The sequence below is a fragment of the Haloferula sargassicola genome (assembly GCF_040362925.1).
Classification (GTDB): Bacteria; Verrucomicrobiota; Verrucomicrobiia; order Verrucomicrobiales; family Akkermansiaceae; genus Haloferula; species Haloferula sargassicola.
Genome location: NZ_BAABRI010000005.1, coordinates 99646 through 121099, shown reverse-complemented (window position 1 = coordinate 121099; position 21454 = coordinate 99646). Strand labels below are relative to the sequence as shown.

Annotated in this window: 20 protein-coding genes; 16 read left to right on the top strand and 4 right to left on the bottom strand. The window is 66.1% G+C overall.

Annotation, left to right across the window (positions count from 1 at the left end; translation table 11 throughout):
* The first annotated feature begins 136 nt into the window (after positions 1 to 136).
* From ABXH26_RS05560 to ABXH26_RS05535, 6 genes are all read left to right on the top strand, one after another.
* A complete protein-coding gene (locus ABXH26_RS05560; RefSeq protein WP_353566053.1) occupies positions 137 to 1069 on the top strand; it encodes an AhpC/TSA family protein in 933 nt (310 codons plus the stop codon).
* Complete coding sequence (locus ABXH26_RS05555; RefSeq protein WP_353566052.1) at positions 1066 to 1773, top strand: SDR family oxidoreductase; 708 nt, start codon at positions 1066 to 1068, stop codon at positions 1771 to 1773. The genes ABXH26_RS05560 and ABXH26_RS05555 overlap by 4 nt, the downstream gene beginning before the upstream one ends.
* Positions 1774 to 1879: 106 nt before the next feature.
* Positions 1880 to 2611, top strand: coding sequence for a hypothetical protein (locus ABXH26_RS05550; RefSeq protein ID WP_353566051.1), 732 nt, complete (start codon positions 1880 to 1882; stop codon positions 2609 to 2611).
* A 16-nt stretch (positions 2612 to 2627) separates the two neighbouring features.
* Positions 2628 to 3332 (top strand): glycerol-3-phosphate 1-O-acyltransferase PlsY, encoded by a 705-nt coding sequence (gene plsY, locus ABXH26_RS05545; RefSeq protein ID WP_353566050.1) that lies wholly within the window; start codon positions 2628 to 2630, stop codon positions 3330 to 3332.
* A complete protein-coding gene (locus ABXH26_RS05540; protein ID WP_353566143.1) occupies positions 3332 to 4330 on the top strand; it encodes an NAD(P)H-dependent glycerol-3-phosphate dehydrogenase in 999 nt (332 codons plus the stop codon). Before plsY ends, ABXH26_RS05540 begins: the two co-directional genes overlap by 1 nt.
* Positions 4331 to 4390: 60 nt before the next feature.
* Positions 4391 to 5017 (top strand): YqaA family protein, encoded by a 627-nt coding sequence (locus ABXH26_RS05535; RefSeq protein WP_353566049.1) that lies wholly within the window; start codon positions 4391 to 4393, stop codon positions 5015 to 5017.
* Here the strand turns inward: ABXH26_RS05535 and ABXH26_RS05530 are convergent, their stop codons facing one another.
* The 4 genes from ABXH26_RS05530 to ABXH26_RS05515 all read right to left on the bottom strand — a co-directional run bounded on the left by ABXH26_RS05530 (position 5018) and on the right by ABXH26_RS05515 (position 7904).
* On the bottom strand, positions 5018 to 5698 hold the full coding sequence (locus ABXH26_RS05530) for an outer membrane lipoprotein-sorting protein (protein WP_353566048.1): 681 nt from the start codon (positions 5696 to 5698) through the stop codon (positions 5018 to 5020).
* A gap of 92 nt (positions 5699 to 5790) precedes the next feature.
* On the bottom strand, positions 5791 to 6744 hold the full coding sequence (locus tag ABXH26_RS05525) for a DUF892 family protein (protein WP_353566047.1): 954 nt from the start codon (positions 6742 to 6744) through the stop codon (positions 5791 to 5793).
* A gap of 148 nt (positions 6745 to 6892) precedes the next feature.
* A complete protein-coding gene (locus ABXH26_RS05520; protein WP_353566046.1) occupies positions 6893 to 7561 on the bottom strand; it encodes a response regulator in 669 nt (222 codons plus the stop codon).
* Positions 7515 to 7904 (bottom strand): hypothetical protein, encoded by a 390-nt coding sequence (locus ABXH26_RS05515; protein ID WP_353566045.1) that lies wholly within the window; start codon positions 7902 to 7904, stop codon positions 7515 to 7517. The genes ABXH26_RS05520 and ABXH26_RS05515 overlap by 47 nt, the downstream gene beginning before the upstream one ends.
* 86 nt (positions 7905 to 7990) lie before the next feature.
* Here ABXH26_RS05515 and ABXH26_RS05510 point away from each other — a divergent pair, with 86 nt between their 5' ends.
* From ABXH26_RS05510 to ABXH26_RS05465, 10 genes are all read left to right on the top strand, one after another.
* Positions 7991 to 8518, top strand: a complete 528-nt coding sequence (locus ABXH26_RS05510) for a DUF892 family protein (RefSeq protein ID WP_353566044.1) — start codon at positions 7991 to 7993, stop codon at positions 8516 to 8518.
* Between the two features lie 66 nt (positions 8519 to 8584).
* Entirely contained in the window at positions 8585 to 11689 is a 3105-nt protein-coding gene (locus ABXH26_RS05505; RefSeq protein ID WP_353566043.1) for a chemotaxis protein CheB, read from the top strand.
* Positions 11690 to 11702: 13 nt separating this feature from the next.
* Positions 11703 to 14093, top strand: a complete 2391-nt coding sequence (locus ABXH26_RS05500; protein WP_353566042.1) for a PAS domain S-box protein — start codon at positions 11703 to 11705, stop codon at positions 14091 to 14093.
* 398 nt (positions 14094 to 14491) lie between these two features.
* Positions 14492 to 14962, top strand: a complete 471-nt coding sequence (locus ABXH26_RS05495; RefSeq protein ID WP_353566041.1) for a hypothetical protein — start codon at positions 14492 to 14494, stop codon at positions 14960 to 14962.
* A 1020-nt stretch (positions 14963 to 15982) separates the two neighbouring features.
* Entirely contained in the window at positions 15983 to 16330 is a 348-nt protein-coding gene (locus ABXH26_RS05490; RefSeq protein ID WP_434783419.1) for an NADH-quinone oxidoreductase subunit A, read from the top strand.
* Positions 16327 to 17859: an NADH-quinone oxidoreductase subunit D-related protein gene (locus ABXH26_RS05485; protein ID WP_353566040.1), complete on the top strand. Its 1533-nt coding sequence runs from the start codon at positions 16327 to 16329 to the stop codon at positions 17857 to 17859. Before ABXH26_RS05490 ends, ABXH26_RS05485 begins: the two co-directional genes overlap by 4 nt.
* Positions 17856 to 18746, top strand: coding sequence for a complex I subunit 1 family protein (locus tag ABXH26_RS05480; protein WP_353566039.1), 891 nt, complete (start codon positions 17856 to 17858; stop codon positions 18744 to 18746). Before ABXH26_RS05485 ends, ABXH26_RS05480 begins: the two co-directional genes overlap by 4 nt.
* Positions 18743 to 19261, top strand: a complete 519-nt coding sequence (locus ABXH26_RS05475) for an NADH-quinone oxidoreductase subunit J family protein (protein WP_353566038.1) — start codon at positions 18743 to 18745, stop codon at positions 19259 to 19261. The genes ABXH26_RS05480 and ABXH26_RS05475 overlap by 4 nt, the downstream gene beginning before the upstream one ends.
* Positions 19262 to 19265: 4 nt before the next feature.
* Positions 19266 to 19571 (top strand): NADH-quinone oxidoreductase subunit NuoK, encoded by a 306-nt coding sequence (gene nuoK, locus ABXH26_RS05470; RefSeq protein WP_353566037.1) that lies wholly within the window; start codon positions 19266 to 19268, stop codon positions 19569 to 19571.
* Entirely contained in the window at positions 19568 to 21448 is a 1881-nt protein-coding gene (locus ABXH26_RS05465; RefSeq protein ID WP_353566036.1) for an NADH-quinone oxidoreductase subunit 5 family protein, read from the top strand. Before nuoK ends, ABXH26_RS05465 begins: the two co-directional genes overlap by 4 nt.
* Positions 21449 to 21454: the final 6 nt, after the last annotated feature.

The following is a 21454-nucleotide window of genomic DNA, read 5'->3' as shown; positions in this document are numbered from 1 at the left end:
AACTCGCAACGCGGCGGTCAAGAGCCCGCGGGCCCGGAGCCCGGCTTCGACGACCCGCTTGCGCCGGCGGAGCTTCGGACTACCCTGCGCCATGCCTTTTTCCTGCCCCAGCGGGCGCTGCAAGACCCCGCGCTGGATGACCCTGGTCCTGTTCGCCGCGGGGGTGAGCTACCTGGGCTTCGGGCTGGCGGTGAACTTCTTCCCGCAGGGCTTCTCCACGCTGATCGATGACCGCCCGCTCGACCATCCGATGGTGTGGCGGGCGATCGGCCTGACGGCGGCAGCCTTCGGCGTCGGTTTCCTGATCGCGGCCAAGGCACCCTTCCAGCACTGGGCGCTGATCCTGGTGGGTTTCGTCAAGGCCACCCTGGTGGTCGCCGCCAGCCTGTGGTCGGCCGCGGCGGGGAGCCTGTCGCCGCTGGCCTTCACGGTGGTGGCGGGCGACGACCTGCTGTGCTGGTTTCCGCTCGCGCTGATCCTTTGGCACAACCTCGAGCGGCGGCTCGGCAAACCCGGCGACGGCGAGGCCCTGGACCTCGAGGAAGCGGCCTCGCTCTACCGGCTTTCCTCCGGCGAGTCCCTGCGTGCGGCATCGGAAAGCGAGCTCGTCTGCCTCGTGTTCCTGCGCCATTTCGGCTGCACCTTCACCCGCAAGATCCTGCGCGAGCTGGAATCGCTGAAGGAGGAGGCCGAGCACCACCGGGCGCGGCTGGTGCTGGTGCACATGCTGGTCCCCGGCGGCGAGGAAACCTACCTGCCCGCCCGCAGCGGCATCGCCCGCATCGCGGATCCGCGCTGCGACCTGTATCGCGCCTTCGGCCTGGGAAAAGGAGGCTTCTGGGAGCTTTTCGGCCCGCCGGTGTGGATTCCGCTGCTGGTGGCGCTGATCCGCGGCTGCGGGATGGGCCACCTGGCCGGCGATGGCCTGCAGCTCCCCGGCGCGTTTCTGTTCCGGAAAGGGAACATCATTTCCGCGCAGCGGGCACGCACGCAGGCCGACCTGCCGGACCTGCCAAGGCTTTTCGAGGGGTTGCCAAGGCCGGAGCCCGCTGAAAGGCTCGCCGTATGAGCAGCCGTCTTGCGGACCGAACCCTCGTCGTGACCGGTGCTTCCAGCGGCATCGGACGTGCCCTCGCGGAGCGCCTGATCGAGCGGGGGGCCAGGGTGATCGGCATCTCCCGCTCAGCCGGCCGCCTGCCGGCGGGCGTGGTGCCGCTCCAAGCCGACCTGACCAAGCGCGAGGAGGTCACCGCGGCCTTCCGCCGGCTCGAAATCATCGATGCCCTCGTGAACTGCGCCGGCGTGGCCTACCAGTCGAAGATCCTTGATGGCAACCCGTCCGACTGGGAGGAAATGTGGCGCGTCAACGTGATGGGGCTGGCGCTGTGCTGCCAGCTGGCGCTCCGCCATTTCCCGAAATCCGGCGGCCGCATCGTCAACGTGTCTTCCATGAGCGGCCACCGCGTGCCTCCCGGCGGAGGATTCTACGCGCCGACCAAGTTCGCCGTGCGCGCGATCACCGACTCACTGCGGCTCGAGGTCAAGGCCGCCGGCCTGCCGGTCCAGGTCGGCAGCGTCTCGCCGGGCTTCGTCGACACCCCGCTGCTCGACGACTACTTCCGCGGCCGGGAGGAAGTGCTGCAGCAGACCCGCGCCTCGATCCACATGCTGCGCGCGGAGGACGTGGCGGAAAGCATCCTCCACATGCTGGAGACGCCGCCCCACGTCGAGATCGGCGACATTTCCCTGCGCAGCTCCGACCAGCGGGTCTGAGCCGCCATTTCGCTCCAACTCCCTCACCCGTTTGGGCTTGGCATTTCCCCCGACAGCATCCGCAATCCCGCGCACCGCAATGGCCGACCGAGTGAACATCATCTGCATGAAGTGGGGCACCCGCTACCCCGCCCACTACGTCAATGTGCTCTTCCGCTCGATCGAGCGGAACCTCTCGCGGCCGTTCCGTTTCCTCTGCCTCACGGACGACTCCAGCGAGCTGCTCCCGGGCATCGAGACGGCCCCGTTTCCCGAAAATCCGGGCATCACCCAGTCCCGCTGGCCGAATGTCTTCCTCAAGCTCGTGATGACCCGCGACGGCTTTTGCAATCTCGAAGGGCCCACGCTGTTCCTCGATCTCGATCTGGTGATTCTCGACTCCATCGATGGCTTCTTCGACTACATGCCGGGCAAGAACTGCATCATCCACAACTGGTGGGAGCGGCGGAAACAACTGCTCCGCTCGCGGCCGGAGATCGGCAATTCCTCCATCTTCCGCTTCGAGGCCGGCAAGTCGCAGTATATCTACGATACCTTCATCGCCGAGATGGATCGCGCCCAGGATCGCTCGATCTTCGTCACCGAGCAGCATTTCCTGACCTATGCCATGAAGGAGCGCTACTGGTGGCCGGAGGAATGGGTGCGCAGCTTCAAGTTCAACGTCCGCCCCCCCTTCCCGCTCAACCTCGTGATGGCTCCGAAAAAGCCGGCCGGCGCGAAGTTCGTGGTCTTCCACGGCCAGCCGGACCCCGACGACGCGATCGCCGGGTTCCCCGGAAAAAAACTGCACCACCGGGTGTTGCCCGCGCCTTGGGTCGCGGAGTACTGGAAGCTCTGATCTTTCCCACCGCACCATGCAACTCTGGCTCTGTCCGCTCATCGCGTTCCTGCTTGGTTCCATCCCCTTCGGGCTGTTCATCGCCCGCATGAAGGGCATCGACATCCGCGCCCACGGCTCGGGAAACATCGGCGCCACCAACGTGCTGCGCGTCGTCGGCAAGCAGTACGGCATCACCTGCCTGATCCTTGATGCGCTCAAGGGCTACCTGCCTGTCGCCCTCGCGATCACGCTGATCCGGTTCACCGGCCAGCACAATCCGATGGAAATCGCACCCTTGCTCCCCCTCGGGGTGGAGCTGCCTCCGGAGCGGCAGTGGTTCGCCCAGCTGATGCAGGTGCTCTGCGGCTTGCTCGCCATTCTCGGACACAACTACTCGCCTTGGGTCGGCTTCAAGGGAGGCAAGGGCATCGCGACCTCGGCCGGAGTCCTGATCGCGCTCGCGCCGGCGGCGGTGGTGATCCTGATTCTCGTCTGGCTGGCTCTCTTCCTCACCACCCGCTATGTCTCCATCGCTTCCGTCGGGGCTGCCGCCGTGCTTCCTCCGCTGATCCTTTTCGGATCGTGGTTTCATGGAAAGCTCGCCGCCGGGACTTGGAACAAGCCCTTGCTGGTCTTTTCGATCATCATCGCCGCCTTGGCGATCTGGAAGCACCGCACCAATCTCAAGCGCCTGCGCGAGGGCACCGAGCACCGTTTCACCCGCAAATCCAAGCCGTGATGTTCGAATCCGCCGCCATCCTCGGCACCGGCTCGTTCGGGACCGCCATCGCCCACCTCATCGGCAGCCGGCTGCCCGCCGTGGAAATGATCGGCCGCGACGAAGCGGTCGTGGCCGCCATCAACCGCGACCGCCAGAACCCGCGCTATCTCGCCGGGGCGACGCTTCCCGCCGGCGTCACCGCCACCACCGGGCTGGCCGCGGCGAAAAAGCACCCGCTGGTCATTTTCGGCGTGCCGACCTCCGCCACCCGCGCCATCGCCGCGGAGCTGGCCGGCCTGGGCCTGCCGCCGGAGACCGTCCTGCTCTCCTGCGCCAAGGGCATCGAGCGCGGCACCGGCGACCGCATGAGCGTGATCCTCCGCGAAGAGTTGCCGGACCATCCGATCGCCGTGCTTTCCGGCCCCAATCACGCCGAGGAAATCTCCCAGGACCTCGCCACCTGCGCGGTGATCGGCTGCGAGGACGAGGTCATCGCCGAGCGGCTCCAGCAGCTCTTCACCGCCCCGCATTTCCGTAGCTACACCAGTGACGACCTCGCCGGCATCGAGCTCGGCGGCGCGATCAAGAACGTCTACGCCATCGCCGCCGGCATCGCCCACGGGCTCGGCCTCGGGGACAATGCCATCGCTGCGCTGGTCACCCGCGCGCTGGCCGAAATGACCCGCCTGGGCACCCAGCTCGGCGGCCGCATCGAGACCTTCGCCGGACTGTCGGGCGTGGGCGACCTGATCGCCACCTGCTTTTCCGAACACTCGCGCAACCATCGCGTCGGCACGGCACTGGGCCAGGGCAAGACGCTGGAGGAGGCCGTCGACAGCCTCGGCATGGTGGCCGAAGGCGTGCCGAACACGCTGTCCATCTACGAGGCGGCCCGTAGCTGCGGCGCGCGCACGCCGATCATCGATGCCGTCCACGCCATCCTCTACCAGGACATGCCCGCGGCCAAGGCCCTGCGCGAACTCCTCAACCGCGACCCGCGGCCCGAGGCGGAGTGATCGGTGCGAATTCCCTCGGCACGACGAGCCTTCCGGCCTAGACAGCGCGCGACACCCGACATGGACGATCTTTCCGCATCCGAGACTCCGGAAAAAACCGGCATCATCCGCCGGCTCTACCACTGGACGATTTCCTGGGCCGACCGACCCGGCGGAAACTGGGCGTTGTTCGCGATCGCCTTCGCCGAGTCATCCTTTTTCCCCATCCCGCCCGATGTCCTGCTGCTCGCCCTGTGCTTCGGCGCGCGGAAAAAGTGGGCGAAATACGCGCTGATCGCCACCGCCGGCTCGGTGCTCGGCGGCATCGCCGGCTGGCTGATCGGCTGGGGCCTGCGCGAGCCCGTCGCGCTGCCGCTGCTCGGCCTGTTCGATTCCACCGGCGAGGTGCGCGGGAAGATCGAGACCTGGTATGAGGCCTACGGTTTCCTCGGCATCCTGATCGCCGCCATCACGCCGATTCCCTACAAGGTGTTCACCATCTTCTCGGGCATGATGAGCTACAGCCTGCCGGGCCTCATCGTGGCCTCGATCGTCGGCCGCGGTTTCCGCTTTTTCGTGGTGGCCGGCATCGTCCGACTGTTCGGCCCGACGGTCCGGCCGTTCATTGAGAAGCACCTCGAGTGGTGCTTCCTGGCCTTCGGGATCCTGCTGGTGCTGGGGATCGTCGCGCTGAAGTTCCTGCACTGATCAGCGCGTCCCGCCCGGCTTCGGTTTGTCGAACTTCAGATTGCTGTTCGAGACCGCGCGGTCGCCGTTCATGGTGGAAACCTTCATCTTCTGCAGCGTCCACTTGCCATCGCCGATCTTCATCACATCGCTGACCTGGAATCGCTTGATGCGCCGGCCACTGCGATCGAAGCCCTCGACCTTCATGAAGGCACCGTATTCCTTGTCGACCCACACATAGGCCAGCGCGTAGGCGCCCTTGCGACCGGGGTTGTCGACGCGGATCTTCCAGCAATCGCGGGTGCCGACCCTTTCGCTGCCCTCGAGTTTCGGGTTCGGCCAGTAGAGGAAACGGAAGGCGAGGTCCTCGTAGGTCAGGTCGCTGCCGGCGAGCGGCTGCTGGAGCTTCGAGTCGGGGAAACGCATGGTCTTGTTGTTGATGATCTCGAACAGGTCGTACTGGTCATCGCCCAGCCGCATGTGGAAGCGCTGCTGGCCGTTGCCCAGAGCGATCTGGATGTCCTTGCCGCGGAGGAAAAGGGACACGTCCGTGTCGCCCTTCGGGCCATCGATCTCCCCCTGCAGGTCGGCATTCTGCAGGGTCGCGCTGATGCGTGCCCGGTCCATCAACTGCTCGGCATTCTGCGAAAAGGCGGGGGCCACCAGAGCGATGGCGGTCATGATCGGGGCGAGAGATTTCATCGGGGTAAGCATCAGCGGGATTCCTTTCCCGACAAGCGATTCCAAAAGCAATTCTTGTCTATGCGTGGCGTCCGCGTGAGCGACGGCGCCCGCTACGCGACCGTGGCCTCGACCGAGGCACCGATTCCGCTCCGGAGCGATTCCGCGAGTTGGCGCTTCTCCGTGATGAGGTGTTCGCAAAGCGTTGCGGTCACGTGGTCCTCCGCTCTTTGCGCGGTGCGCTGGAGCAGCTCGAGGGCCCCGATCACCAGGTGCTCCACGGCGAAAGCGAAGCAAAGGAGCTTCATCGGGGTGTCGGTCTGGCTGTGGAAGAAAGCGCTCCAGTTGAGCCCGCCAAGTTTCATCGCCGCGTCTTCCATGACCGAGGGCGATGAACCCAGCTCCTCGAGCCGGCGCTCGATTCCCTTCAGTTCCGCCTGCGTCAGCTCCGCACCGCGGCGGTAGGTGCCGGCCAGTTCGCTGCGGCTGCTTTCGGTCCCTTGGTCGAGCAAGGTGGCGCTCTGTTTGAGTAAGGCATGGGCCTCCGCCAAATGGGTGCGGACGTGGTCCGGCAGATCCTCCGCGGGCGTCTCGCCGTGGGCGTCCTCCTCCACGGTGGAAAACCTCCCGCCCAAGCGATCCAACATCACCTTCTCCTCACTCCCGATCGCGCGTGCCAGCGACGCGGTCTCCTCATCGGCGTTGAGCTGCGCCAGATGCTTGAGGGCCTGATAGCCTGCCCATTCCATCGCCTCGTAGGAGTAACTATGGACCAGCAGGCGGCCCGGCGTTTCCGACTGCATCTTGGCGAAGAGCAGGAAACCCTTGCCGCCCAGCTTCATGATCGCCTCCTTCACCGCTGAGGGAGAGCCTCCCAGGGCCTCGAGCCGGTTCCGCACCCGCTCGGCCTGCACCTCCGTCTCGGCGTGGTGCTTTTTCAGGTCGGCCGCAAAAGCCGCGTCGCCGGCGATGTTCGGAGCCGTTTCCAGCTGGGCCAGCGCTTGAAGTTCGATCGAATAGAGATCGCCGAGAAAATGGGTGAGTTCTTCACCGGGATGACGTGACATGCCGGTTCCTCCGCATGAGACATGCCACCGCTCCTTTCTTGAACCGGTAAGGAATCCGAACCATCCGCGACGGCATGCTGCACCCCGGGGGCGTGCAAACTGAACGCAAGGATGCGCTCCAAACCACCCACCGCATCGCCGGAGGAGCTCATCTCCCCAGGATCGCGGCAATGACCGCCTCGCGGAAAACCGCGGACGAATCGGACAGGGCCAGCTTTTTGCGGATGTGGGTGCGATGGGTGTCCACCGTGCGGATGCTGATGTGGAGACGGTCGGCAATCTCCGCTGCGCTCAAGCCCTCTCCCAGCAGCTGGAACACCTCCAGCTCGCGGTCCGACAGCTTTTCCCTCCTCGACTGAACTCCGCCATCCTTGCCCACCACGAATTGACTCATCAAATGGCGGGTCGCCGCGGGACTGAGATAGACTTCCCCCGCCAGGACCGTGTCGATCGACTCCCGGATCTGTCCCGGGGGCGCCCCCTTCATCAGGTAGCCGTGCGCGCCGGCGCGAATCATCCTTTCCCCGTAGAGGATCTCATCATGCATCGAGAACACGAGAATCCGCGGCGATGTCCCGCGGACTTTGATGGCCTTCACCACCTCCACGCCGCTGCGGTCCGGCAGCGTCAGGTCCAGCATGACCAGGTTGGGGTTCAGGCTTTCCATTTCCTCCAGGGCCTGAGCTGCCGTCGCCGCCTCGCCGCAGACCGTGAACTCCGGCCATCCGCTGAAGAACTCGCGCAAGCCGCCGCGCATCATGGGATGATCGTCAATGAGGTACACCGACCAGCTCGCCTTCAGCGGTGGGGACTTCATCCTTTTCAAGTCGGTGGAATGAGGAGTGGTGGTCAAAACGGGCAAGCCTAGCCCACCCCGTTCGCCGCGGAAAATGAAACCTCTCCGCATCGTTGACTTTCCCTTTCCCGGCACCCTCATCTACGGAATTTTCGTAGCCGGAGAAGATTGAACGCGAAACTTGCCCCTCGATAGTTCTGGGGATGTGCTTCCCGATCCTATCAGCCGTGAATTCGAGCTTGGCCTGGCTCATCTGTTCCAGTCCCTGTGCGAGTGTCAGTCCCATCAAGAAAAGCTCTGCCGCATTCTGGAACGACACCTTCCCGACCTCGACGAATCCGCCCGCGGCGAGCTTCAAGGGCATGCCGAGCGCCTTTCCGAGCTCGCGTTCAAGTCGGCGGAATACGCCAACTTTTTCCGCGGCCTGTAAAACTCCGGCCACTCCCTGACATGCCCCGTCTCCTGCGTCTTCAGACCCTCCTCGCCGAGGAGTTGAAACTTCTGCTGGATGCCGAAAGCCAGTGGTTGCAGGCCCTTCCCGACCTCACCCAGGCGGCCCGGAGCCTGCATCTGGCCCGGTGGATGGAAGAGCTGACCGAACGGACCTTCCATCAGCACGACCGGCTTCTCGCCGCCGTCGGCCCCGTGACCCGGAGCAGGCGATGCCGGGCCATGACTTCGGTGATCCGCGATCTTGAAGCGGCGACCCGGCAACCCACCGACTCGTTGGTGGGCGATGTGGCCCTCATGGTGAAGCTCCAGCCGGCGCTCTGCCTCCAGGTCTGCGCCTACCGCACCGCGCACACGCTGGCCCGCATCCTCATGGAGGACGGGGTCGCCCGCCTCCTGGCCCGCAGCCTCGTCGAGGAGGAGCGCGATGATCAGGAGCTTTCCAGCATGATCGTCGACTCCTGCACCGATGGCGGGGCCACGGGACCGAGTCAGGGGCTCTCCGGCCAGATCCATTCCCTCATCTGAAAATATCAAAGCCTGCGCCGTGTTTTCCGTTGGTCCGACGGGTGGCCGCTCCCATACTCGCCCACCATGGCCGACCTGACCGAGATCCCCACCCAACACGCACCCGGCCAGCCGGGCGGAGGCGGGGAACCGCGCGACCGGTTTCCCATCGTCGCCATCGGTTCGTCCGCGGGCGGCATCAGGGCGCTCGAAACCTTCTTCGGTGCCTTGGAAGCGCGTGACATGGCCATCGTGGTGGTGAGTCATCTTTCTCCCGGTCACGAAAGCTCGCTGCCGGAGCTGATCGGTCGTTCCACCGAGCTCGAAGTGCGGGAAGCGAAGCACGGCGCGGAAGTGCTGCCCGGCCACGTCCATGTCGGCCCGCCGGGCACGCACCTCGACCTGCGCCAGGGCCGGCTGTGGCTCACCGAAGTCGCCGAAGGGCAGGCACCGCATCTTCCGGTCGATCACCTTTTTCGTTCACTCGCCTGGGATGCCGGCGAGCGGGCGATCGCCATCGTCCTCTCCGGCGCCGGCAGCGACGGCACGCTCGGGGTCCGGGAAATCAAGGCCGCTTCCGGGATGGTCATGATCCAGGAGCCGGACTCGGCCGAATACCGCAGCATGCCGCACAGCGCGGAATCGACCGGCACCGCCGACTACGTCCTGCCGCCGGAAAAGATGCCCGATGCGCTCTCCGCGTATGTCGCCGGCGACTACTTGAAGTCCCGTAGCAACGGCGATGACGGCCACGATGCCTCGCTGCACCGCATCTTCGTGCTGCTCCGCACCCGCACCGGCCACGATTTCGCCAACTACAAGCCCACCACCATCCGCCGCCGCATCGAGCGCCGGATGAACGTCCACCAGATCGGAAAAACCGAGCAGTACGTCCGCTACCTCCAGGAGACCCCGCACGAGATCGATCTGCTCTTCAAGGAACTGCTGATCGGCGTCACCAGCTTTTTCCGCGATCCGGATGCCTTCGAATCGCTGGCCGAAAAAGCCCTGCCGCCGCTGCTCGAAACCCGCCCCGACGGCCACACCGTGCGCGCCTGGGTGCCCGGCTGCGCCACCGGCGAGGAGGTTTACTCGATCGCCATCCTGCTGCGCGAACTCATCGACTCGATGAAACGGCCCTTCGAGTTGCAGGTCTTCGGCACCGACCTCGACGAGCGCGCGATCCACATTGCCCGCGGCGGCCAATATGCCGATGGCATCGCGCTCGACGTCCTGCCGCCGCGGCTCGAGCGCTTCTTCATCCGTGAGGACGGCACCTTCCGCATCCGCAAGGACGTGCGCGAGCTGACGGTCTTCGCCGTGCAGAACGTCATCAAGGACCCGCCCTTCACCAAGCTCGACCTGATCTCCTGCCGCAATCTGTTGATTTATCTCAACGCCGATCTCCAACAGAAGCTCTTCCCCGTTTTCCACTATGCCTTGAAACCCGGCGGGCTGCTGTTTCTCGGGCCGTCCGAGTCGATCGGCGGCTTCACCGAGCTGTTCGAGGTCGTCGACAAGCGCTGGAAGATCTACCGCCGCAAGGAGACCACGCCCGAAACCCTGCCGCTGCTGGATGCCCCGATCCAAACTCCGAGACTCCCCGTCCCGCGGACGGAAACCCCCGCCCCGCCGCAGCCGTCGGGGACCTTGTCCGGCTGGGTCGACCGCCTCCTGCTCGCCCGCTTCGCGCCGGCCAGCGTGGTGGTGAACGATCGCGGCGACGTCGTTTTCATCCACGGCCGCACCGGCGATTACCTCGAGCCCGCGCCCGGCCAGCCGCGGCTGAACATCCATGAGATGGCGCGCGAAGGCCTGCGCATCGAGCTGGCCGCCGCCCTGCGGAAAGCGACCACCCAGGGCACCGAGCTGCTTCAAGAGCAGGTGCGGGTCCGCTCCGGCGAGGGCCATCTTTTCGTCGACCTCCACGTCGTTCCCATCACCGAGCCGGAAGGTCTGCGCGGGCTCATCCTGGTCACCTTCCGCCCACGCCCCGCGCCGGCCGCCGTCGAGCCTTCGGGTGAAACCGAGCCCGCCCCCAGCGGCGAAACCGACCGGCTGGAGCGCGAGCTGCAATACACCAAGGAATCGCTCCAAACCACCATCGAGGAACTCGAGACCTCGAACGAAGAACTCAAGTCCACCAACGAGGAACTCCAGAGCACCAACGAAGAACTGCAGAGCGCCAACGAGGAACTCGAAACCTCCAAGGAGGAAATGCAGTCGCTCAACGAGGAGCTGACCACCGTGAACGCGGAACTCAGCTCGAAGGTCGATGCCCTTTCGCGGGCCAACGACGACATGCAGAACCTGCTCAACAGCACCGAGATCGCCACCATCTTCCTCGATCGTGACCTGCATATCTCCCGCTACACCGAGCAGGCGAAAAAACTCGTCAGCCTGATCCACACCGACCTCGGCCGCCCGCTCGGGCATCTGGTTTCCTGCCTGAATTACGACGAGCTCATCGATGACTGCCGCGAGGTGCTGCGCACGCTCGCCTGCAAGCAGACCGAGGTGCAGGACCGCGAGGGCCGCTGGTTCCTCGCCCGCATCATGCCCTACCGCACCGCCGGCAATGTCATCGACGGCCTGGTCCTCACCTTCGTCGACATCAGCCGCGTGAAAAGCACCGAGCGCGAACTCGCCGCGGCGAAGGACCGGCTCGAAGCGGACGTCGAGGCGATGGCCCGCATGCAGGCCATCGGCACCCATTTCGTGCGGGGTTCCGGACTCGATGCCATCCTCGAGGAAGTGCTGGATGCCGCGATCGCCATCACCGATGCGGACATGGGCGACCTCCAGCTTTCCGATGACACCGGCAGGCTCCGCATCCGTGCCTCCCGCGGCTTCAAGCAGGACTGGGACCGTTTCTGGGACGTGGCTCCGAGCCTGTTCGGCAGTTGCGAGGCCGCCCTGCACAAGGGGCACCGGGTGATCGTCAAGGACGTCGAGGACAGCGAGCATTTCGATGACGAGGAATGCCGCAAGGTGCTCCGCCGCGCCGGCGTCCGCGCGGTGCAGTCAACCCCGCTCTTCGGGCGCGGCGCACGCCTGCTCGGCATGATTTCCACCCACTATCATCAACCGACCCGCGCCGACGAACGCTCGCTGCGGCTGCTCGACCTGCTGGCCCGCCAGACCTCGGAAATCCTCGAACGCACCGAAGCCGAGGCCGATCCGCCGTCCTGATCCCACCGAGTCCTTGTTTCCCGATCCTCCATCGCCTTCCGAAAATCCCGGCCCTCATCCGCCGGAGCAGCTCCGACGCCTCGCCGAGATCGCCGCGGGAAAACGTCAGCCCGGAGAAGCTGCCGGCCCGCAGGACCTCGAGCGCCTCGTCCATGAACTCCAGGTCCACCAGATCGAGCTGCAGATGCAGAACGAGGAGCTGCAGCGGACCTATGCCGAGCTGCTCGACTCGCGCGACCGCTATGCCGAACTCTACGATTTCGCGCCGGTCGGCTACCTCACCGTCGATGGCGACGGCCGCATCCGCGAGGCCAACCTCACCCTCGCCACCCTGCTGCGCACCTCGCGCGGCGCCTTGGTCGGTTCGCGTTTCACCGACTACGTCGCGCGCGAGTCGCAGGACGCGATCCATTTCCACCGCCAGAAGCTCGAAGGCCCCGGCTCGCACTCGACCTGCGAAGTCATGCTGCGCCGCGGCGATGGCACCTCCTTCCCCGCCAGCCTCAAGTCGAGCCACGTCTCCGGCGGCCGCTACCACTGCGCGGTCAGCGACATCAGCCAGCGGCGCGATGCCGAGGAGGCCCTGCGCCAGCGCGAGCAACTCGGCCGGCAGATCCTTTCCAGCCTCCAGGAGGGCCTCGTCGTGTTCGATGCAAACCTGCGCTTCCGCGTTTGGAATCCCTTCATCGCCAGCCTCACCGGCACACCGGAAAGCGAGGTGCTCGGCCGCCATCCGGACGAGGTCTTTCCCTGGATGCGCGAACTCAAGCTCGTCGATACGCTCGAAGAATCGCTCGCCGGCGGGCACATCCGCCATCGCGATGTCCACCAGCAGCACCCGGAAGACGGTCGCGACATCTGGCTGTCCGGCCGCAGCGCGCCGCTCCGGGATTTCCACGGACGCATCACCGGCGTGGTCGTGAGTTTGCAGGACATCACCGAGCGCCGCCGCATCCACGAACAGCTCCGCCAGCTCAACCGCACGCTCGAATCCCGCGTCGCCGAGCAGACCGGCGAGATTCGGCTGCTCGCCGAGGCCATCGAACACCTGGGCGAGGGCGTGCTCATCACCACCGACCACACCAGCTGGCGGGATTCCCGCATCGTCTTCGCCAACCCCGCCATGTGCTCCATCAGCGGATTTCCGGAAACGGAGATGATCGGCAAGACCCCGCGGATCTTCGATGGCCCCCGCACCCATTCCGACTCGCCGGAAAACATCGAACACCACCTCGAGCGGGACCGATTCTACCACACCGAGTTGGTCCACTACCGCCAGGACGGCTCCGCCTACCCCGCCGAACTCCTCATCACTCTCATCCGCAGCGCCGACGGCGACCGCACCCACTTCGTCTCCATCCACCGCGATCTCAGCGAGCGCAAGGCCGACGAGGAAGCCAAGTTCAGTCTCGGCCAGATCATTGAGGCCTCGCTCAATGAAGTCTTCATCTTCGAGATCCGCACGCTCCGCTTCGTCCAGGTCAACCACGGCGGCCGCAAAAACCTCGGCTACTCGCTCGACGAACTGCGCACGCTCACGCCGCTCGACCTCAAGCCCGACCTTACCCGCGAGCGCTTCCTCTCCATGATCGCGCCGGTGGTCGGCGGGGAAAAATCCCAACTCCTCTTCGAGTCCCGCCACCGCCGGCAGGACGGGAGTTTCTACGATGTCGATGTGGCCCTGCAGCGCTGCCGTTTCCGCGGGCACGACTGCTGCGTCGCCATCGTCATCGACACCACCGAGCGCCGCCGGCTCGAGCAGGAAGTCGTCCGCGCCTCCGAGGAAGAACGGCAGCGCATCGCCGTCGATCTCCACGACGACCTCGGCGCCGTCCTCACCGCGCTCAAGCTCCGCACCGAAGGCCTCGCCGAGGAACTCGCCGAGCCGCGTCTCGGCCGCGAGGGCAAGCTCGGCACGATCATTTCCATGATGGGCGAGGCCATCGGCAAGATCCGCCAGATCGCCCACGGCCTGCGCCCCGTCGGCCAAGAGCCGGACGACCTCGTCAACTCCCTCGAAGCCCTCTGCCACCGGGTCCATGCCGACAGCCCGCTGAGCTGCCGCCTCCTGATCGAAGGCAGCGTGGAAATCGCCGACTCCATCGTCGCCAACCACCTCTACCGGATTGCCCAGGAGGCCCTCATCAACGCGTTGCGCCATTCCGGCGGCAGCCGCATCGATATCTTTCTGCGGCAGCACGCAGACCGCCTCGAACTCGAAGTCGCCGACGACGGCCGCGGCTTCGACGGCCTGCCCGACCACCACCTCGGTCTCCAGATCATGCGCTACCGAGCCCAGGCCATGAACGGCACCCTGAGCATCGACTCCGCCGCCGACAAACCCACCCGCATCACCTGCCAGGTCCCTTGCAAAGGCAACCGGCCCGCCCCCACGGGTAGGTAGTGCGGCCTTCAGGCCGTAGCCGAGCCACGGCGCTCCGCCCCCCGCGCGCGGACGTCCTCGAATCACCCCCCTCCGCCCCGCCGATCTCCCTCTTTGGCGCGCCGCTTCGATCGGGCCGCGCTTGCGGCGCTCGCGGGTTGGGATCGCCATCGAGAGGATTCGGATCATTCCACGGACCCCGGACATCAAGAATCGCATCTTCCTGGGCCTGTTCATGATCTATCCGTGGTTCCACCTCCATGCGGATTCTTAAGACAAGCTTACGGTGACACAATGATTCGCACTTTTTCACCCATTCCCCTTGCATGGATCATCCCGGATGTGGTGTTAGCCTATCCATCCTCGCCTTGAATTTGATACATCAGGCAAGGATCCTGTTCCAATACCTCAACTGAACCATGAAAAATCGCGTCTCCATTGACATCACCCCGGCCCAGGAAGCCGAGATCATCGCCGACATCCAGGCACTGCGCACCAAGATCACCTCGATCTTCACCCTTACCTTGGATGAGGATGACAGGAAGAACCTCTTCCGCCTGGCCGACCGCCGTCTGGCCTTCGACCAGAAGGCCGATGACTACCTTCATCAGCGCGCCGAACTCCGTCCGCCGTCCTTCGACCTTGTGGAGTATGACAAGGATGGAGCGCTGATCCGATCCTCGGACCGCATCCTCGCCGCGATCGAAACCATCACCACGCCCATCACCGATGCCCGCGCGCTAGCGGGCAACGATCGCCTGGACGACGACACAGCCTTCCTCCATTTCCTCGACTTCGCCGTCCGCACCGGGACACCCGGCGCGGAGGATGTGCACGCCGACCTTTCCGCCAGCTACCCCGCCGGCCGCCGCCGCAAGACCCACGCCTGAGGGCCGCAAAGGCCTCGAATTCCCTTGGCCGGAGATGCCCATCGCCTCTCCGGCCAACCCATCGCGTCTCCGGCCAACCGCCATCGCCTCTCCGGCCAACCGCCATCGCGTCTCCGGCCAACCCATCGCGTCTCCGGCCAACCGATTTCGAGAGCCGAATATCCCGCGGCACCCCGCGACGTGAGTTACTTGGGACTCAGGTGGGGCGCTCGGGCTGAAGGTGGGGCGCTCGGGCTCCGCAGCCGCCTGAAGGCGGGACTACGTGCAGCCGGTGGCGGAGCGGGGGGGCGCGTACGCTCCTTTTTCGCACCCCGGAATACGGAAAAAGGGGTGCCGAATATCCCGCGGGCATCCCGGAATATCGCGAGAGAATATTCCGGGATCGGAAAGGGGGGCGGCGAATATCCGCTGCGGGTATTCGAATACCGACATTCGGTATTCCGGTCCCCAACACGGGTATTCGAATCTCGAAATCGGGTATTCCGGTCCCGAAAAAGGGTATTCGAATATCGAATTTCGGTATTCGGTGCCCGGAAAAGGGTATTCGAATATCGGATTTCGATATTCCGGTTCCCAAAAGGGGTATTTTCCGGTGGCCGGAGCTTGATGGAGGACGCGAAAACGAACCGGCAAGCCGCGGACCCCATCCTCCCACCCCGCCACCGGCTGCATGTAGTCCCGCCTTCAGGCGGCCGCGGAGCCCGAGCGCCCCACCGAGCCCGAGCGCCCCACCTAGCCCGAGCGCCCCAGCCAACGAACCCCCTTCCCCCGCGCGCCAATCTGCAATGCCTCATTGCAGAACACCTCCTCACGCGCCGGCGCCGGGTCCATCCTCCAACCCCCGACTCAGGCCGCTCCCCTGCACTTCCCTCACCAAGCCCCTCGGGCGTATCCCTCCCGCTGAAGGCGATGGCTTTGGAACCCCCACGGCCAGCCAAACCATTCCCCGGACGCGTCCCGCCGGCAAGTCCGGCTGCGGCGAAGCCATGGTACGCGAGTTGCGCTCGATGAATCCTCACCATGTCTTCCGGATTCATCCTTTTTCTGATGCTGATGGCCACTCTTGGCCTCGCGGGCTGCCTGTGGGGCGCAGGACGCCGGTCCACGCTCGATGAGCCCGGGAAGACCGTCCCTTTCCAGAGCGGCCGCCTCGATCCGGATCCGGCGTGGGGTCGCTATCACGTCCGCTACTACGGCTTCGCCCTGCTATTCCTCGCCTTCGATATGGAAATGGCCTACATGTACCCGTGGGCGGTGGTGTATCGTGAACTCGGAGTTCCGGCCCTGTTGGACATGGGGGTGTTCCTGCTGATCCTCTTCCTCGGCCTGCTCTACACCCTGAGCCAGGGAGGGCTCCGCCGCCAATGAGGGCGCCTGCCTCCCCGGCCGGGACCGCACCCGGGCCCGCTTGGAAACGGGCGCTCACCCGCCTCGCCGGGCGGCACCCGCGGGTCTTCGCCATCCCCGGCCCGGAGCGGCTCGAACTCGCCGGCCTGGCCGTCCACCGGGCCGGCATCGACCTCGCCAGCACGCCGCGCCACGCCCGGATCCTGCTCGTCGATCCGCGCCTGCCGCCTCCGCTGCGGAAGGCCGCCGCGATCGCCTACGCCCAGATGCCCCGCCCGCGGCGGCTGGTTTTTCTCGGAAACGGCGAGCTGCCCCCGCTTCCCGAGCCCGACCTGCGAATCGTACCCGGCGATGAGCAGTGGGCCCAAGCCCTGCAGGCGCTCTTTTCCGGCGAAGCCGAGCCCGAACCGTTTGCGCCCGACTTTCTCCGCGAGGCGCTCGATGACGATGAGGAGGGTCACGAGCACCACCATCACGATCACGGAGATGATGAGGAGGACGGCTGCGACCACGATGACATGGGCTTCATGTCGATGGTTTCGATGACCAAGGACATGCCGCGCAGCCGCGACGGTCTGGCGATGAACCGCAGCACGGCCCACTTCGGCCCGTTTTTCCCCGGCCTGCCCGGCGGCGTGGTGGTGAAAGCCACGCTCGATGGCGACTCCGTCTGCTCGGCGGAATGGGCAGGCGGGCACTTCGTCACGGAGCTGCATGATCATTTCGAAGGCCCCGCCGACCCACTGCCGGACTTCCTCGCCGCGCTTCATCCGGGCGAGCCGGAAACCTGGCGCGCCCTCGGCATCCTGGCGCTCGCCCACAGCGTCGATTCCGAACCCGGGGACGCCTGGTGGCGGCAGGCGATCCCGCAGCTCGAACGCGAGCGCGCCGCCAGCCACCTGGCCTGGCTGTCGGTGTTCGCCGTGACGGTCGGCAGCCGGCGGCTGGAACGACACGCCACGCGCTCGCTCGCCGAGCTGCGCGAGGGCACGCTCACCGTCGAGCGTGCCCGCAAGCGCTTCGGCAAGCTGGAACCCTACCTCGCCCGCCGGCTCCGCGGGATCGGGCCGATTCCCCGCGAGTGGCTCCAGAACCACCACGGGCCGCTCGCCCGCGCCGCCGGCATGGAAGCCGACCTCCGCGCCCACCTTTCCGGCTACCGCGCCCTGGGCTTCGAACCCTGCTGCCTCGGCGGCAACGACGCGCTTGCCCGGCTCCGCCTGCGGCTGGCGGAAATCATCCAGAGCGCCGGACTCTGCACGGAGTGCGTGACTGGGCCATTGCCGTCGGTGCCGGCAGAGCATGAAGGCAGCGGCGAGGCGGCCATCGAAACCGCACGCGGCCCGGCGCGGCTCAAGATCGAATGGCGGGACGGGCGGATGACCACTTGCGAGATCACGGCTCCAAGCGCGGCGGCAACCGGGCTGATCCCCGATCTCACCGAGGGTCTCGAGTTGTCCGATGCGCTGGTGGCGATCGCCTCGCTCGATCTGTCGCCGTGGGAAACCCCGCTGGAGGAACCTGGGGAAAAGGAAGGAGGCGACTCATGAGCTGGCTCGTTGTCATCGTCTTGTATCCCGCCGGTCTCTATCTGCTGGCCGTCGTCGAGCACTGGAGCAGCACCGGCTTCTGGGTTTGGGGGCGCCCCTGCGCCCTCGCCGCGCAGGGTCTGCTGCAGGAATCCGTGCGGCCGAAGCAGCGAGACAAGGTGTTTTACGAGTCCGCGCCGCTGCTGCTGCTCGGCACCGCGGTGCTGGCGCTGGCGGTGTTGCCTTTCGGCGCCGGCCTGATCGCCGCCCCGCTGGCCACCGGCGCGCTTTTCCTCAACGCCGCGCTGGCCTACGTGATGGTCGCGCTGCTGATGGCCGGCTGGGCTCCCAACGGGGTGTATGCGATGATCGGCGGCTGGCGTTTCCTCGGCCAGCTGATCGCCTACTCGATGCCGATCGTGATGGCCATCACCGCGGTGGTGATGCGCGCCGAGAGCATGGCGCTCGACCGGATCGTCGGCTCGCAGGCCACGCTCTGGAATCTCATCTATCAGCCTGTCGGCTTCGTGTTGTTCTACCTCGCCGCGCTGGCGCTCGCCTTCCTGCCGCCCTTCGACATCCCGCAGGCCCGCGGCGAGTTGGCGGGTGGCGTTTTCGCCGAATACACCGGCTGGCGCTGGCTGCAGATCCGGCTCGCGCGGATGGTGCTGGTGCTGGCGCTCTCGCTGGCGGTGGCCGTGTTTTTCCTCGGCGGCAGTGGCGGCCCGTGGCTGCCGGGACTTGCCTGGACCTTCCTGAAAACGATGGCCGTCGCCGTATCCTTTTTCCTCTGCGGCCGGCTCCTGCCGCGCGTGCGCCACGACCACACGCTCGAGTGGAGCTGGAAGTTCGCCACCCCCGCCGCGCTCTTCAACATCCTCTGGGTCGGCATCCTCCTGCTGCTATGAATCCGCTCCAGCTACTATTTATCTCGTTGTTCGGCGCGGTCGCCGTGTGGTTCGGCCTGCGCGTTTTCATGACCAGCTCGATGGTCCGCTCGGCGCTGTCGTTGCTGGCCTCGATGACCTCGGTCGGCGCGATGTTCTTCGTCATGCAGGCCGAGTTCCTGGCGGTGCTGCAGGTCATGATGATGGCCACCGAGATGAGCATCATGGCGATCTTCATGATGATGTACATGATGGATCCCGGCGGCATGGGGGAAATGGACATGAGTCACCAGAAGCAGCCCTCCATCGCCACTGCCGTCGTGCTCGGGCTGCTCGCCGGTGCCGCCATTGCCTCCACCCCGTGGCCGGAGATTTCCGGTCCGGTGCCTTCCGCCGCCAGCCAGAACCACGACCTCGGCATCGAGGTCATGAAGCGCTCGATGATGATCTTCGAGACGGCCGGCGTGACCATTCTCACCGCCATGATCGCCGCCGCCGCGGTGGCGCTCCCCGTTTCCTCACCCGACACCCCCTGAAACCATGGGCCTCTACCTCGCACTTGGCATCGCCGCCGTGCTCTTCGGCATCGGCCTCTACGGCGTGCTCAGCCAGACCAATCTCGTGATGATCATGATGGGCATCGAACTGATCCTCGGCGCCGCCATGCTCAATCTCGTTGCCTTCTGGCGCTTCCTGCATCCGGACAGCTACGCGATCCAGATGTTCGTGCTGGTGGTGATGACGGTGATGGCGCTCGAGGCGGCCGTCGGTTTCGCCATCGCCACCCAACGCTTCCGCTCGAAGGGCTCCGTCGAGTCGGAGGAAACCAGCGACCTGAAAGGATGATGAACCCGCTTCCCGCCATCGTACTGGCCCCCGCGATCGCCGCCTTGCTGATCGCGGTGCTCCGCCGTGGTGCCGTCTCGTGGGCCCTGGCTGGCGCCGCCGTTTCGCTGGCGGGTGCGCTGCTGCTGGCGCTCGGAGGGGAGCAACCCATCACAGCCGGGCTCGGTCACCTCGGCCCGCTGCCGCTCGGCCTCGCCGCCGACCGCATGGACGCGATCGTGCTGGCAGTGGTGACCTTCGTCAGTTTCTGCGTGTTCGTTTACGCCATCCGCTACATGCGCGGGAAAGGCCACGCCGCGTGGTTCTGGTCGGGCATCTCGCTGTTTCTCGCCGGCATGACGCTGCTGGTGCTCGCCGCCGACTGGCTGGTCTTCCTCGCCGGCTGGGAAATCATGGGCTGCGCCTCGTTTCTCCTCATCGCCACGGAGCACGAGGAAAGCGAAGCCCGCCAGGGTGCCGTGAAGGCCTTCCTCATGACCCGCACGCCCGACCTCGGGCTCTACCTCGGGATCTTCGCGATCTTCGCCGCCACCGGTTCGCTGGCCATCGATGCCTCCGCGACCCTGCCGGCCTTTGCGGCGGCCGGCCTGCTCGTTGCCGCCATGGGCAAGTCCGCGCAGCTCCCGTTCCAATCCTGGCTCTCCGGTGCCATGGCCGGGCCGACGCCGGTGTCCGCGCTGCTGCACTCCGCCACCATGGTCGCGGCCGGCGCGCTGCTGCTGATCCAGGCCTATCCGCTCATGCCGCCGGGCGTGCTCGCCGCGGTGGCCATCGTCGGGGGAACCACCGCCGTGCTCGCGGGCTTCAGCGCCATTGCGGCGCGCGACATCAAGCAGATGCTCGCCTCCTCGACCTCGAGCCAGCTCGGGCTGATGTTCCTCGCCATCGGCACCGGTTTTCCGGGTGCGGCACTGGCCCATTGGCTGGCGCATGCGTTGATGAAATCGACGCTCTTCCTGACCGCCGGCCATTTCCAGGAACGCTTCGGCGGCACCGGCTTCGACCGTCTCGGCGGCTCGGCGCGGGCCAACAAGACCGCCTATGCGCTGTTCCTCCTCGCCGGGCTCGCGCTGGCCGGGCTGCCGCCCCTCGTCGGTTATTTTTCCAAGGACGCCATCCTCGCCGCGACGCTCAGGGGACCGTGGCCCGCCGCCTACTTCACCCTCGCCACCGCCGGTGCGGCCGCCAGCGCGATCTACATCGGCCGCGCCGCACGCCTGCTCTTCCATGGCGCGGTGCCTCAGGCTTCGCGTGATTCCTTCGCCACCATGACCGCCGCCACGGCCGTGCTCGCTACGGCAATCGTCGTAGCAGGATTCGGCCTTCACTCCGCCGTCACCTCCGGCGGGCTTGAGATGCCGGAAAGCCCGGCCGCCAGGCTGGCCGGCATCGCCGCGCTGGTGCTCGGCGTCGGCGGCGGCTGGTGGCTCGCCCGCGTGCGGCTCCACCAGATCGGGTTCGCTTTTGCCCGCCGCCATTACCGCATCGCGGGCGGCTACCGCGCCGTCATCGTGGCACCGGTCGATCGCATCGCGCTTTGGGCCGGCCGGTTCGACCGCTGCCTGGCCGATGGCGTGAACGAGATCGGCACCTTCGCGCTCTCCGTTTCCCGAAGCTCGCACGGCATCGACCGGGTCCTTTCTTACCTCACCCTCTGGGTCGGGCGCAGCACCTGGTTCATCGCGGATTCGTCGAAGCTCATCCTTGAGGAAGACGGGTTGGCCAAGCTCATGGACCGCATCGCTGACGGCGTCCGCCGCCTCGGCGAGCATGGTCGGACCTGGCAGTCGGGCATGGCCCACAAGGAAATGCTCATCACCCTCGCGTCCTCCACCGTCGTCCTGGCCGTCTTCATCGGCGCGCTCTATTTCACCTGATTTTCC